Source organism: Bradyrhizobium sp. Ash2021, from assembly GCF_031202265.1.
Taxonomy (GTDB): domain Bacteria; phylum Pseudomonadota; class Alphaproteobacteria; order Rhizobiales; family Xanthobacteraceae; genus Bradyrhizobium.
Genome location: NZ_CP100604.1, coordinates 7854332 through 7867670 on the forward strand (window position 1 = coordinate 7854332; position 13339 = coordinate 7867670).

General features: G+C 63.1%; 12 protein-coding genes. 2 read left to right on the forward strand and 10 right to left on the reverse strand.

From position 1 onward, the window contains the following. Positions 1-6 precede the first annotated feature (6 nt). On the reverse strand, positions 7-1644 hold the full coding sequence (locus NL528_RS37850; protein ID WP_309179441.1) for a hypothetical protein: 1638 nt from the start codon (positions 1642-1644) through the stop codon (positions 7-9). A 357-nt stretch (positions 1645-2001) separates the two neighbouring features. Then, complete coding sequence (locus NL528_RS37855) at positions 2002-3285, reverse strand: IS256 family transposase (RefSeq protein ID WP_309176722.1); 1284 nt, start codon at positions 3283-3285, stop codon at positions 2002-2004. A 253-nt stretch (positions 3286-3538) separates the two neighbouring features. Between NL528_RS37855 and NL528_RS37860 the strand changes: the two genes are divergently transcribed. Beyond that, a complete protein-coding gene (locus NL528_RS37860; RefSeq protein ID WP_309179442.1) occupies positions 3539-4417 on the forward strand; it encodes a phytanoyl-CoA dioxygenase family protein in 879 nt (292 codons plus the stop codon). 33 nt (positions 4418-4450) lie between these two features. On the opposite strand, the gene NL528_RS37865 is transcribed toward NL528_RS37860, so the two are convergent. From NL528_RS37865 to NL528_RS37885, 5 genes are all read right to left on the reverse strand, one after another. After that, on the reverse strand, positions 4451-4798 hold the full coding sequence (locus NL528_RS37865) for a DUF3024 domain-containing protein (RefSeq protein ID WP_309179443.1): 348 nt from the start codon (positions 4796-4798) through the stop codon (positions 4451-4453). 192 nt (positions 4799-4990) lie between these two features. Further along, positions 4991-6283 (reverse strand): FAD-binding oxidoreductase, encoded by a 1293-nt coding sequence (locus tag NL528_RS37870; protein ID WP_309179444.1) that lies wholly within the window; start codon positions 6281-6283, stop codon positions 4991-4993. A gap of 17 nt (positions 6284-6300) precedes the next feature. Next, a complete protein-coding gene (locus tag NL528_RS37875) occupies positions 6301-7032 on the reverse strand; it encodes an amino acid ABC transporter ATP-binding protein (RefSeq protein ID WP_309179445.1) in 732 nt (243 codons plus the stop codon). Next, positions 7029-7682 (reverse strand): amino acid ABC transporter permease, encoded by a 654-nt coding sequence (locus tag NL528_RS37880; protein WP_309179446.1) that lies wholly within the window; start codon positions 7680-7682, stop codon positions 7029-7031. Before NL528_RS37880 ends, NL528_RS37875 begins: the two co-directional genes overlap by 4 nt. 27 nt (positions 7683-7709) lie before the next feature. Then, the gene (locus NL528_RS37885) at positions 7710-8477 is read right to left on the reverse strand and encodes an ABC transporter substrate-binding protein (protein ID WP_309179447.1); all 768 of its coding nucleotides are present in this window, start codon (positions 8475-8477) and stop codon (positions 7710-7712) included. A 182-nt stretch (positions 8478-8659) separates the two neighbouring features. Here NL528_RS37885 and NL528_RS37890 point away from each other — a divergent pair, with 182 nt between their 5' ends. After that, positions 8660-9373, forward strand: a complete 714-nt coding sequence (locus tag NL528_RS37890) for a helix-turn-helix domain-containing protein (RefSeq protein WP_375143932.1) — start codon at positions 8660-8662, stop codon at positions 9371-9373. A 107-nt stretch (positions 9374-9480) separates the two neighbouring features. On the opposite strand, the gene NL528_RS37895 is transcribed toward NL528_RS37890, so the two are convergent. Genes NL528_RS37895 through NL528_RS37905 form a run of 3 tightly spaced genes read right to left on the reverse strand, consistent with a single transcriptional unit; the run spans position 9481 to position 13293 of the window. Further along, entirely contained in the window at positions 9481-11754 is a 2274-nt protein-coding gene (locus NL528_RS37895) for a xanthine dehydrogenase family protein molybdopterin-binding subunit (RefSeq protein WP_309179448.1), read from the reverse strand. Further along, the gene (locus NL528_RS37900; protein ID WP_309179449.1) at positions 11744-12799 is read right to left on the reverse strand and encodes a xanthine dehydrogenase family protein subunit M; all 1056 of its coding nucleotides are present in this window, start codon (positions 12797-12799) and stop codon (positions 11744-11746) included. The genes NL528_RS37895 and NL528_RS37900 overlap by 11 nt, the downstream gene beginning before the upstream one ends. Then, positions 12796-13293, reverse strand: coding sequence for a 2Fe-2S iron-sulfur cluster-binding protein (locus NL528_RS37905; protein WP_309179450.1), 498 nt, complete (start codon positions 13291-13293; stop codon positions 12796-12798). Before NL528_RS37905 ends, NL528_RS37900 begins: the two co-directional genes overlap by 4 nt. Positions 13294-13339: the final 46 nt, after the last annotated feature.

Below are 13339 nucleotides of genomic sequence, written 5' to 3' on the forward strand. Positions count from 1 at the left end.
ACCGGATCAGAAAAAGAAGCCGATGCCGCCAAGAAACGAATCCGACAGCGCCCCGACGACACTCTTGTCGACGACCCTCTGATACGTCGCCTTGAGCACCACTTTGGGTGATGGGAACACCGCAACGCCCGCGGTATGGAAGGTCCGCTGCCCGGCACCTGTCGGCATATTCGCGTCCGTTCCGGCAAACCCGGCGGTCTGCAGGTTCTCATAGGTGTAGCGATAGAACGGCACCGCCTCCCACTCGCTGTTCAGGATCGTTCCCAAGGGAACGTGGTAGGCGATTTCGCCGGAGTAGCCATACATCGTCTTGCCGACATTGTTGATCGGATCGGTGTCGTTGTTGGCGCGAAGGTTTTCGGGGTGGCCGAAATTCACCCGCACATATTCGCCGCGCAGCTCGAGGCCGCTGGTGGGGACACGGTAACGGAATTCGGCATCGAAGATGCCAAGACTGTTGCGGCCGAGCAAAGCCCCGGTGTCCGCATAGGCACCGCGCGGCGTGACATTGGGGCTGTAATAGCCGCTGACGCTGCCGGCAAACCCCGGAACGAACGCCGGCGCAAAATCAAGTTTTCCGGCAACGGCAAGCGCGTCGCTGAGCTGTGCAAAACCACCCCGGACCGGAGCCGCGAAAGCAAGTGCATCGAGACCGCTAATGCCAGGCGCGTAACCGATCGGAAACGGCGGCACCGTGTTGGCATCGGTCCGCAGCCCGAAGTCGCCGCCAAAGTCCTCCAGGCTGGTGCTGACCTGGACCTGATAGCTCAAGCCGTCCGCGATGGTGCCGTAAACGCTGCTCGCGCCGGCCTTGAACGTCGACGGAATCAGCCCGTTGTAAAGCTCCGGCCGATTGACGCTGTAAAACTGGGTCGGCTCATGATGCTGGTTGATGTAGCCGATCGGGACCAGATCGATGCCCGGCGATCGCCAGTTGAACTGATCGATGATCTTGAAGTCGATCCAGATCTGCTCGATTTCCGCCGTTCCGTGCAGCTTGTCATCGGCGTCGAAACCTGACCCGGCGTGCTCGAATTCGATCTCGGCGTTGAAGATGATGTTGTCGGTGATCGCATAGGTCGGCAGCAGCACGAACCGGGCGGCATCGAAGCCGTTCTGCCACTGGCCGTTGGCGGCGGGATTTTGCATCGCGCCGTATTTTATCTCGCCATAGGCACCGATACTGAGGCCGTTTACCGGCGAGGCCGCCAATCCGAGAATGGGAAGATCCGGGGAGGAAGCCGGCGTAGGAAGCGCCTTGCCGGTCGATTTGGTGCGGAGATCGGTTGCATCGGCGGGGCTGGCCGTCGCCTTGGGATCCTTGCCGGCGTCCTTATTGCCACCCTTGCCGGCGTCCTTATTGCCACCCTTGCTGGTGTCCTTATCGGCATCCTTAATTGGATCCTTATTGGGATCCTTATTCGGATCCTTGGCATTTGCCTGCAGCGCCGATGTTCGGGCAGGCTTGGCGGGCTCTTCGTGCTTGACGACCTGCTTCTGTTTCAGCTCCGCCTCGAGCGACTGAATGCGCTGCTCCATCTTCTCCATTTTCTTCAGGAGAATGTCGTTGGCATCGCCATCGACGGCAAGCGCCGCTCCGCCGGTGAAGGTCGACAGCGCGCCCGCGGCCACAAACAGACTCACTCTGTTTCGATAGCCCGTTCGAGCAACCTTTGACGGATTGGATCGCGGCGTGAAATGACGCAAAGACATGAGGCCCCCAGACTGCCGGGGTCGATACCCCGCGACGATAGGTAGCTAGCACCGCTCGGGAGCGTTTCCGAAAACCGAAGAGGTTTTCGAAATTGGAATCTGTCTAACATCGAAGTTTAGAACGAAACTAAATCGTCGAAAAAATTAGAATGGTTCTACGAGAAGTACATCGCGCGCATGCAGGCGTCGGAGATTTATAATCCTTCTAAGGACACAGCCCGCTAAAGGCACAGCCTGCGGCTGCGGACATGCGGAGCTATCGCCAATTTTTGGTGACGGCCTGATCAGTCAGGCGGCGGCGGTTGCGGGCTGAGGGGCGGCCAGCTTGGCGGTGACCTCGATCCCGTCGGTGAATTTCACACCGAGAATGATCTTTGGCAAGTGTGCATGTCCGTCGAGCCGTCGCCAGGATCGTTGCGCCCCTTCGACCAGCTTGAATACCATGGCGAGAGCGGTCTTGTTTGAGAGGCAGCCTTTCGATCGGATCGTGCGGTGGCGGACGGTCGCGAAAGTGCTTTCAATCGGGTTGGTGGTGCGCAGGTGCTTCCAATGCTCGGCCGGGAAGTCGTAGAAGGCGAGCAGCAGGTCGCGATCCTTCGTCAGACAATCGACGGCCTTCTGGTATTTCGGCGTGTAGCTTTCGATGAAGGCGTCGAAGGCGACTTCGGCATTGGCCTTGGTCTCGGCCATCCAGATTTCCTGCAGCGCCCGCTTGGCCTTTGGTTGCACACTCTTGGGTAATTTGCCCAGCACGTTCGCCGTCTTGTGCACCCAACAGCGCTGCTCGCGTGCTTTCGGCCAGACCTCGCCGGCCGCTTTCCAGAAGCCGAGCGCGCCGTCGGCGATCATCAGCTCGGGCCGGGCATCGAGCCCGCATCGCTTCAGATCCAGCAGCAGATCGCGCCAATCCTGCGCACTTTCCCGAGCGCCATCGGTGAACCCGACGAGCTCTTTCTTGCCCTCGGGCGTCGCGCCGATCAGCACCAGGATGCACTGCTTTTCATCTTCCAGCCGCGCCTCGAGGTGGATGCCGTCCGCCCAGACGTACACGTAGCGCTTGCCCGACAAATCACGCTTGCGCCACTGGGCATGATCATCCTGCCAGCCGTCCTTCAGGCGGCCGATGGCGCTGGCCGAGAGGCCGGGCGCATCCTTGCCGAGCAAGGCCGCCAGAGCGTCCGAGAAATCGCCGGTCGAGATGCCCTTCAGGTAGAGGATCGGTAGCAGCGTCTCGATCGACTTCGAGCGGCGCATATAGGGCGGCAAGATCGATGGCGAGAAGCGGATGCGGCGGGGATCGCCGGCTGCGGCCTCGCGATCGCGCACGCGGGGCTGGCGCACCGGGACCGCGCCGATGCCCGTCATCACCTCGCGCTCGGGCAGATGACCGTGGCGCACCACGCGTTGGTGGCCATCCTCGGTCTTCAAATCGGCATGCTTGGAAAGAAACCCGGCGACCTCGGCCTCCACCGCCTGGGCGAGAAGGGCACGCGCCCCATCGCGCAAAATGTCGGTGAGTTGGTCGCTGAAAGTTCCTGGCTGAATCAGTTTTACGACGGTATCCTTAGACACGGCATATCGCTCCTTTGGTGGAGAAGTGGAGGCGTTGAACACCCCCACGATATGCCGCCTTCCCGATTCACGCCGTCACCAACTTTGGGCCATAGCTCCGGACATGCGGCATTCTCCCGCGAATGTGCTCACTGACGACGCCGTCCGGTCTTATTTGCCGCCGCCGATCCCGGCTTGTCGGGCCGACCGGCGGCGGTAAGATGGTGGAGGAAACGCCGATAAACAAAATCTGATTGACCGGGAGCGCAGGCCCATGACGAGCGCAGCAGAGCAAGCATCCCCGTGGCTCAAGGGCCGGACCTTCGAATCCTGGCGCGAGGAATTCGATCGTCGCGGCTATCTGATTTTCGAGCGCGTGCTGTCGCCGGCCAAGGTCGCCGATATTCGTTGTGCACTGGCGCCGTTCCTGGCGCGCGATCTCAAGGGCCGCAACGATTTCGAGGGCGAGAAGACCAATCGGGTCTATGCGCTGTTGGCCAAGTCTCCGGTGTTCGCGGAGCTCGCGATCCATCCGCTGGCGCTGGCCTTTGCCGAGGCGGAACTGGGACCGAGCTGCCTTTTGTCCGCCCTGCTCGCGATCAATCTGCATCCGGGCGAGACCGTGCAGCCCTGGCACTTCGACGACAACGGCGCCAAGGTGCCACGGCCGCGGCCGGCGCTTGGGATCAGCACGTTCTGGGCGATCGACGACACAACCGAGGTGAACGGCGCCACCGAGATCATTCCGGGGAGCCATTTGTGGGACGGACAGATCGTCGAGGGCGCGGTGCAGCCGTCGGATTTCGCCCGCAAGGGCGCCGATCGCGATAAAGGCGAGCGGCCCGACGCGATCAAAATGGTGATGCCATCAGGCTCGCTCGCGATCACCAAGGGAACGCTGTGGCACCGCGGCGGCGCAAATCGCTCGGACCGGCCGCGCCTCATCATCACGCCGCAATATTGCGCGGGCTGGGTGCGGCAGCTGGAAAACATGGCGCTCGCCGTTCCCGCCGACGTCGCGGCGCAATTGCCGGAACGCGCCCGCGAACTGATCGGCTATTCGATCCATCCGCCGTTCATGGGGCACGTCAACGGGCTGCATCCCCGGCGCTTGTTGCGCGCAACAGAACGCAAAACATCATCCCATGCGTGACCAAGAGCGGCGGAACGAACACATAATCTGCAGCTAGCCGAAAAAGCAGCCGTGTTCGTCGCGATCAACGATATTCAGAAATTCCTCGACCGATGCAACGTTTGGACTCGGCTGATAGCTGCGCCATTTTAGATCGGCACGCTGCCACAATATCTTCCAATTGCCTTTGGTCCTATTGTAGGTCGCCTTGGCAACGGACTGTTCGACCGTTTTATCCTTTTCTTTCCAGTGAGGACGAACTTCGAATATCTCGATGTTCTGTGCGCGGATACGGAATGCGAGGTCGAGCTTGGCCCGAATATGCAGCGGCGGACGCCGCTTTGAAATGAATTCAGAAACCAGCTTCTCGCAGCGCTTAATTTCGAACTCGGAGAGGGTCATGGTCTATCAATCGAGTCACTTCTACGCGACGAGCAGATTACACCGTCAGTAACGCGGTCTGCAAATCCTTTGTCCTGCCAGGATCGTGCGGTCAGACAGGAACTACCAATGGATTGCTCGGATTTCCGGAAATCTGAGCGTCGGTTACCAGACTGGAGCCTCGGTTCTGATTCAATCGGAACCGAACAGGGTTCACATCCCCAGCCGGTCCCTCACCCGCCCCGCCAGCACCGCGGCCGTGACGCCGAGCGGCCAGAACGCATGCATCGCGATCGGCTTGATGCCGGTCACGGGCATGTCGATCTCCGCATTCGCGCCGCCGATCAGGCGGCGCGCGAGCTGCGCGCCCATCGCGGTCGAGAGCGCGACGCCGCGGCCGTTGCAGCCGAGCGAAATCAGGAGGTTTTCCGCGGGCTCGTGCACGTGCGGATAATGATCTGCGGTGATCGCGAGCCGGCTGTTCCAGCCATGCGTCCAGGTGACGCCCTTCAGTTGCGGCCACAGCCGCTCTGCGTAGCGGATGAAATAGGAAACGTCGGAAGGCTTACGGATCCAGCGCATCGGCCCGCGGCCGCCCATCAGCAGGCGATTGTGCTGATCGATGCGGTAATAGACCGTGATGTGACCACTTTCATACAAAACCGAGCGCGTCGGCATGATCGCGCGCGCGACGTCATCTGACAGCGGCGCGGTCGCGGCGATCGACGAAAACACCGGCACGATGGTGCGGCGGAGCGCCGGCCAAAGGTTGTCGGTGAAGCCGTTGGTCGCCAGCAGCACCTTTTCGGCATGCACGACCGCGCGCGGGGTTTCGATCCGCCAGCGCGCGCCGTCACGGCACAAGGACAGCGCCGGCGTTTCGCCATGGACGGCAGCGCCCGCCGCGATCGCGGCGCGCGCCAGGCCGCGCGCATAACTCAGTGGATGCAGGTCACCGCCGCGAGCATCGAGCATGGCGCAGAGATAGCGGTCGGTGCCGGTGATCTCGCGCATCTTCGTAGCATCCAGCAGCGTCACCGGCATGCCGCGCCGGATGCATTGTTTCGCGGTGGCTTCGATCGCGGCGGCGCTTGCGGCATTATAGGCGGCGCGCAGCGTGCCGTTCTGCCGCGCCTCGCACGGAATCTGGTAGCGCCGGATCAAATCGAGCGTGAAATTGGTGGCGCCGTAGGAGAAATCGATCATGCGGCGGCCGAGTTCGGCGCCGAAATCGGCTTCGATCTGATCGGGATCATGCTTGAGGCCGGGATTGACCTGACCGCCATTGTTGCCGGACGCGCCCCAGCCCGGCTCCTGGGCTTCCAGCACGGTCGCCGGCACGCCCTGCTCGGCCAGATGCAGCGCGGTGGAGAGCCCGGTAAAGCCACCGCCGATGATCGCGACCGAAACGTTCCTGTCCGCATCAAGCGGCGGCGTTGGTATCGGCGCGACCGCCGTATCGGCGTAAAGGCTTGGCGGCAGCGGTAATCGGGCGGACGCATTCATGGATGACAACCGGATATCTAGAGCGGATGCAGCACGCGGCGCAAGAAGTCCAGGGTGCGCGCATGCTGGGGTTGGTTGAGCACGGTTTTGGCGGCGCCCTGCTCGACGATGACGCCACCGTCGATAAAGAGCACGCGGTCGGCGACGTCCTTGGCAAAGGCCATCTCGTGGGTGACGACGACCATGGTCATGCCGTCATCGGCCAGCTTTCGCATCACGCCCAAGACTTCGCCGACCAGTTCCGGATCGAGCGCCGAGGTCGGCTCGTCGAACAAAATCGCCTTCGGCTGCATCGCCAGCGCCCGCGCGATCGCGACGCGCTGCTGCTGGCCGCCGGAAAGCTGCGGCGGATAGGCATCGGCCTTTCCGGCAAGGCCCACCTGCGCCAGGAGATCGCGGCCACGCTCCAGCGCTTCCGCACGCGGCTCCTTCTTCACATAGATCGGGCCTTCGACGATGTTTTCGAGCGCGGTCCGGTGCGGGAACAGATTGAAGCGCTGGAACACCATCGATACCTGGGTCCTGATATCAACGATCGACGGCGAGTGGGCGTCGACCCGCGCGCCCTCGACCAGGATGTCGCCGGCCTCGTAACTCTCCAGACCATTGATACAGCGCAGGATGGTCGATTTGCCCGAGCCCGATGGGCCGATGATGCAGACCACTTCGCTTTTCTCGACCGCGGCGGTGATGCCCTTCAACACCTCGTTCGCACCAAATCGCTTGTGGACGTCGCGAAGCTCGATCATTTGCGGTTGGCCTTGTTCTCGAAATGGCGAACCAGCAGGATGAGTGGAATGCTCATGGTGAGATACATCAGCGCGACCAGCGTGAACACAGAGGTGTTCTTGAAGGTCGAGGACGCAATCAATTTTCCCTGCAGTGCGAGTTCAGCGACCGTGATGGTCGAGGCCTGCGAAGAGTCCTTCAAGAGCATGATCATGATGTTGCCGTAGGGCGGCAGCACGATTTTGACCGCCTGCGGCAGCACCACACGCCGCATGGTCAGCCACCAGCCCATGCCGATGGTCTGCGCGGCCTCGATCTGTCCCTTGTCGATCGCCTCGATGCCGGCGCGGAAATTTTCGGCCTGGTAGGCCGAATAGGCAATGCCGAGTCCGAGGATCGATGCCTGCAGCGCGGTCATCGCCACACCGAAATCGGGCATCACGAAATAGAGGTAGAACAACAGCACGATGATCGGAATGCCGCGGATCACATTGATCAGGCCGCCGCTCAGCAGCGTGAGCGCACGGACGCCGGAAACCCGCATCAAGGCCCACAGCAATCCGAGAAATGTCGACAACAGCAGCGAACCGATGGTGACGACGATCGTCAGCCAGACGCCCTGCAGCAGGATCGGCAGGAACTCGGCGGCGTCGTTCAGGAACTTTTGCATCGGTTCAGATCACGGCTGCACCCTGCGTCAGGCGGCCTTTGGCTTCAGGCCCCATTTGTCGAGAATCTTGTCGAGGGCGCCGTTCGCCTTCAGCTTGGCGAGCGAGGCGTTGATCTTGCCGAGCAATTCTGAATCGCTCTTGCGGATTCCGATCGCGACCGTGCCGACCGTGGCCGGTTTGTAGGAATCGACCAGCCGCACCTCGCCGAAAGCGCCCTGCTTGAGGTTGTAGGCCAGGATCGGATAATCCGCGAAGCCGGCCTTAAGGCGGCCCGCATTCACGTCGCGAAGGATGTCGGGAATGGTGTCGTAGACCTTCACTTCGCTGAACAATCCCGTCTTCTTCAGCGCATCGACAAAGGCGGTTCCGACCTGGGCGCCGACCGTCTCGCCCTTCAGATCTTCCTGCGAGGCGTAATTCTTGGCGTCGGTCTTCGGCACCACGAGACCTTCGCCATAGGTGTAGACCGGCTCGGAGAAATCGATCACCTCTTTCCGTGCGGCGGTCGCGAACATCGCGGCCGAGATGATGTCGATCTTGTTCGACGTCAGCGACGGCACCAGCGCCGAGAACTGCATCGGCTCGATCTGCACCGTGAAGCCGGCGTCCTTTCCGATCTCGGTGATGAGATCGACCATCACGCCCTGGATGCTGTTAGTCTTGGTATCGAGGAAGGTGAAGGGAATGCCGGTTGGCGTCGAGCCCACCTTTAACACCTGCTGCGCGGAGGCCGGCACGCCGGCGGCAATGGCAACAACCGCGATAGCGGCCTGAACGAGTCGCTTGAGGGGCATCGCATTACCTCCTGTACCAGGGAAGGCCGAGCGGTCGCCCACACGATTCTCGACGAGAAGGCTTCTCGACGAGAAGGTTGCGGACAAGGCCGTTCAGGCCTATTTTCACTAATATGAAATTGTGGTCACATTTCCAAAGTCATTGCAAGCGATTTTCATGCACATGAAGGAAGCGGATTGACGTGAGCGGCCGCAAGAGAATGCGCAAACCGGCGCCCAAAGCAATTGGCAAGGCCCGAAGGAAGGCCCAAAGGAAGGCCCATGCGAAGGCCGCGGGCAAGCCGGCAAGAAAGCTGAAGGCATCCGTCAAGGCAGCCGAGCCGGCGATGGATCTCGCGGTCGGGCGCCGGATCCGCGAATTGCGCCGCGCGCGCCAATTATCGCTGGAGACGGTGGTGGCGCGAACCGATCTGTCGATCGGCTTTGTCAGTCAGATCGAACGTGGCCTGTCGTCGCCTTCGCTGCGTGTATTGGCGACGCTGGCCGATGTGCTTGGCGTCGGCATTGCCGCATTGTTCGGCGCCAAACCGGACGACGACGGCGCTTCCGGCGGCGTGGTGACGCGCGAGGCGCAGCGCGCCGAGCTGAAACTCTGGCGCACCGGCATCTCGAAACAATTGCTGAGCCCGGCCGGCGCGGAGAACCGCCTCAATCTGTTTCTGGTGCATATGGAGCCCGGCGGCAGCACCGGCGATGAGCTCTATACGCATGACGGCGAGGAGGCCGGCCTCGTGCTGGAAGGCGAGATGACGCTGACCGTCGACGCCGAGACATGGTCGCTGAAAACCGGCGACAGCTTTCGCTTCGCGAGCCGCCGCCCGCACCGTTTCTCAAATCCCGCCGATGACGCCAAGGCCGTGGTGCTGTGGGTGAATTGCGTTTCGCCCACGGGCTAGGCGTTTCAAACACCGTCATTGCGAGGAGCGAAGCGACGAAGCAATCCATTCTTTCTTCTGGTGGCGAGATGGATTGCTTCGCTTCGCTCGCAATGACGGATGTACGATCAGCCTGTAAGCCCCATCACGAGGTCGTCGATGCCGATCGGAAAACGCCGGACGCGCACACCCGTCGCGTGCCAGACCGCGTTGGCGACGGCGCCGGCTGAGCCGGTAATGCCGATCTCGCCGACGCCCTTGATGCCGAGCGCGTTGACGTGGGGATCGTGCTCGTCGACCGTGAGCACGTCGAGCGACGGCACGTCGGCGTTGACGGGGATGTGGTACTCGCCAAGGTTCGCATTCAGTATCCGGCCGGAGCGGGGGTCCATCACGGCCTGCTCGTGCAGCGCAAACGACATGCCCCAGATCATGCCGCCGAACAGCTGGCTGCGGACCATGCGCGGATTGATGACGCGGCCCGCGGCGAAAGCGCCGACCATGCGGGTGACGCGGATCTGGCCCAAATCAGGATCGACCTTGACCTCGGCGAACACAGCGCCATGCGCGTGCATGGCGTAGTTCGACTGCGCCGCAGGGTCGGCGGCGCTATTGTCGCGGGCTTCGATCTCTGCGAGGCCGGCTCGCCCGAGGATATCGCCATAACTCTCGCTCCGCGTCTCGTCGTCGCGACGGTGCAAGCGGCCGCCACGCGCGATCACGCCGGCATTGCCGGCCCCGAACAGCGGCGAGCGCTTGTCGCCCATCGCGAGATCGGCGAGCTTGGCGATAACGGCAGCGCCGGCATTGTGGATCGCCGTGCCGGCGGTCGCGGTATGGGCCGAGCCGCCGGCGATCCCTGCGTCCGGCAGATCAGACGTGCCGGATTTGAACTCGACCTGTTCGAGATCGAGGCCGAGCCCATCCGCCGCGATCTGGGCGAACGCGGTCCAGGCGCCCTGCCCCATGTCGTGGGCACCCGTCTCCATCACGCCGGATCCGTCGCTGCGCACCACGGCCCGCGCTTCGGCCTGGAACATCAGCGCCGGAAACGTCGCAGTACCCATGCCCCAGCCGACCAGCAGACCCGCCTCGTCCCGCATCGCGCGCGGGGCGAGCGGTCGCTTTGCCCAGCCGAAGCGTTCGGCGCCTTGCGCGTAGCACTGGCGTAACGCCTTCGAGGAAAACGGCTTGCCCGAGATCGGTTCGACATCGGCGTAGTTCTTGAGGCGAAACGCCAGCGGATCCATACCGCAGGCAAAGGCCATTTCATCGATCGCGCTCTCCAGCACGATCGATCCCGTCGCCTCGCCCGGCGCCCGCATGAACAGCGGCGTCCCGGTGTCGACGCGGACCGCTTCATGCGAAGTCGCAATCGCAGGGCTCGCATACAGCGTGTGCGAAGCGTCGGCCGCCGGCTCGAAGAAATCGTCGAACGTGCTCGACACCGTTTTGGCGTGGTGATCCATCGCGGTGAGCATGCCGTCGCCGTCGACGCCGATGCGCATGGTCTGGCGCGTCGGCGCGCGATAGCCGACTGGACCGTACATCTGCTCACGGCGCAGCACGAGCTTGACCGGCCTGCCGACCAACCGTGCCGCCAGGATGCCCAGAAGCTGCGGTCCCGAGATAAAGCCCTTGGAGCCGAAGCCGCCGCCGAGAAACGGGCTGCGGATATGGATATTCGCAGGCGAAATGCCGAACAGCCCGGCGATCCGTCCCTGCGCCATCGCCAGCCCCTGGCTTGGCGTTTCGATCGACAGCTTGTCGCCGTCCCAGGCCACGACGATCGCGTGCGGCTCCATCGCATTATGATACTGCGCCGGCGTCTCATAGGTCGCCTCGATGCGCTTCGATGCGGCCGCAAGGCCAGCTTCCACATCGCCGCGGCGAACCTCGGACGGATTGCCGATGCCGACGACAGGCGGCACAAAGCTTTCGTTCGAATCGAGACCAATGCGGGCCGGCAGCACGTCATATTGCGGCGCCAGCAGCGCGGCGCCTTCCGTTGCGGCCTCCAGCGTTTCCGCGATCACCACCGCGATCGACTGGTTGGCATAGCGCACCTTGTCGTTCTGCAAGAGATCGAGCCGGAACATGAAGGGATTGGTCTTGGCGTCCGGATTCTCCGCAAGCGGCGGCCGGTTCGCCGGCGTCATGACCTCGACCACGCCGGGATGGCGCTTGGCCGCGGGCACGTCAAGAAAGCTGACGCGGCCGCGGGCGATGCTGCTGACCGCCAGGACGGCGTAGAGCATTCCAGGCGGATGATTATCGGCGGCGTAGCGCGCCTCGCCTTTCACCTTCAGGATGCCGTCGCGACGGGTCAGCGGCTGACCGACATTCGAGCCGTGCCTGACGTGGGCGGGATCACGGGAAAGGTTGATGATCTCAGGCGTCATGAAGGACTCCGGGAACGGACGAGAAAGGGGATGCCGGAAGGGCGGGAAGACGCTGCGGCGTTCCGGCCGCCGCGAGCATCAAGGCGCGCACGATGATCCGCTCGGCGAGCTCGATCTTGAACGCGTTGTCGCCGGAGGGCTTTGCATCCGCGAGCGCGGCCTTCGCCGCCTTGCGGTAGATTGCGGGATCGGGACGGACGCCCGCCAGAATTTCCTCCGCCGCACGGGCGCGCCATGGTTTGGCAGCGACACCGCCAAGCGCGAGCCGGGCCTCGCGGATCGTACCATGTTCGATCCTGACGCAGGCGGCGGCTGATACAACGGCAAAGGCGTAGGACGTGCGTTCGCGGACTTTCAGATAGCGCGCATGCGCCGAAAACCCGCGAGCTTCGGACGGCAGCCGCAGCGCGACGATCAGATCGCCGGGCTCAAGCACGCTTTCGCGCTCGGGCGTGTCGCCAGGCAGGCGATGAAACGCCTCGAGCGCAATCTCGCGCCTTCCGCTCCTGCCCTCGATCTCCACGACGGCATCGAGCGCGACCAGCGGCACACAGAAATCCGACGGGTGGGTGGCAATGCAGGCGCTCCAGCCGAGCACCGCGTGCAGTTTGTTCTCGCCGTCGCGGGCAGCGCAGCCTTCCCCGGGTTCGCGTTTGTTGCAGGCGCTGGCCGTGTCGTAGAAATAGCCGCATCGCGTCCGCTGGAGCAGATTGCCGCCGACGGTCGCGGCGTTGCGAAGCTGGGCGGAAGCGCCCGACAACAGCGCCTCGGCGACCGCGGGAAAGGCCCGCGCAAAGTCCACATCATGCGCGAGGTCGGCATTGCGGACCATGGCGCCGATGCGAACGCCGCCATCGGGCATCCGCTCGATGCGGTCGAGCCCCGGCAGGCGGGTAACGTCGACAAGGCGATCCGGACGGCTGACGCCGCCCTTCATCAGGTCGAGCAGATTGGTGCCGGCGGCGAGATAGGCCGCGCCCGGTTCGGCAGCGGCCGCGATGGCGTCGGAGACGGTCGCGGGCCTGAAATAATCGAAGGTTTTCATGCGGAGCGCCTCTGGTCGGAATTTGCAAGAACCTTCTGGGCCTCGAGCACGGCGTCGGTGATCCCGGCATAGGCGCCGCAGCGGCACAGATTTCCGCTCATGCCCTCGCGCACGCGCTCGGGGTCGTCACCGGCCTGTCCTTCCTCGATCAGGCCGATCGCGCTCATGATCTGGCCGGGGGTGCAGAACCCGCATTGCATTCCGTCATGGGCGATGAACGCGGCCTGCACCGGATGCAGTTGATCACCGCGCGCGACGCCCTCGATCGTCATCACCTCGGCGCCATCGTGGCTGACCGCGAGCGCCATGCACGAATTGATCCGCTGCCCGTTGACCAGCACCGTGCACGCGCCGCATTGGCCGCGATCGCAGCCCTTCTTGGTTCCGGTGAGCTGAAGGCGCTCGCGCAAGAGGTCGAGCAGCGTAACGCGCGGGTCTGAAAGTTCGATGTCCCGCCGCACGCCGTTGACGGTAAGGCTGATGGGGAAATTCATGCAATGCTCCGACGATGCTGGAGACAAATCTGCAACGTTGCCCGTC

Excerpts from the sequence above, each read along its gene's own strand:
- NL528_RS37905 (WP_309179450.1), bottom strand. The coding sequence starts at position 13,293 with ATGAATTTCCCCATCAGCCTTACCGTCAACGGCGTGCGGCGGGACATC.
- NL528_RS37885 (WP_309179447.1), bottom strand. The coding sequence starts at position 8,477 with ATGCCCCTCAAGCGACTCGTTCAGGCCGCTATCGCGGTTGTTGCCATT.
- NL528_RS37865 (WP_309179443.1), bottom strand. The coding sequence starts at position 4,798 with ATGACCCTCTCCGAGTTCGAAATTAAGCGCTGCGAGAAGCTGGTTTCT.
- NL528_RS37895 (WP_309179448.1), bottom strand. The coding sequence starts at position 11,754 with ATGACGCCTGAGATCATCAACCTTTCCCGTGATCCCGCCCACGTCAGG.
- NL528_RS37875 (WP_309179445.1), bottom strand. The coding sequence starts at position 7,032 with ATGATCGAGCTTCGCGACGTCCACAAGCGATTTGGTGCGAACGAGGTG.
- NL528_RS37870 (WP_309179444.1), bottom strand. The coding sequence starts at position 6,283 with ATGAATGCGTCCGCCCGATTACCGCTGCCGCCAAGCCTTTACGCCGAT.
- NL528_RS37880 (WP_309179446.1), bottom strand. The coding sequence starts at position 7,682 with ATGCAAAAGTTCCTGAACGACGCCGCCGAGTTCCTGCCGATCCTGCTG.
- NL528_RS37860 (WP_309179442.1), top strand. The coding sequence starts at position 3,539 with ATGACGAGCGCAGCAGAGCAAGCATCCCCGTGGCTCAAGGGCCGGACC.
- NL528_RS37900 (WP_309179449.1), bottom strand. The coding sequence starts at position 12,799 with ATGAAAACCTTCGATTATTTCAGGCCCGCGACCGTCTCCGACGCCATC.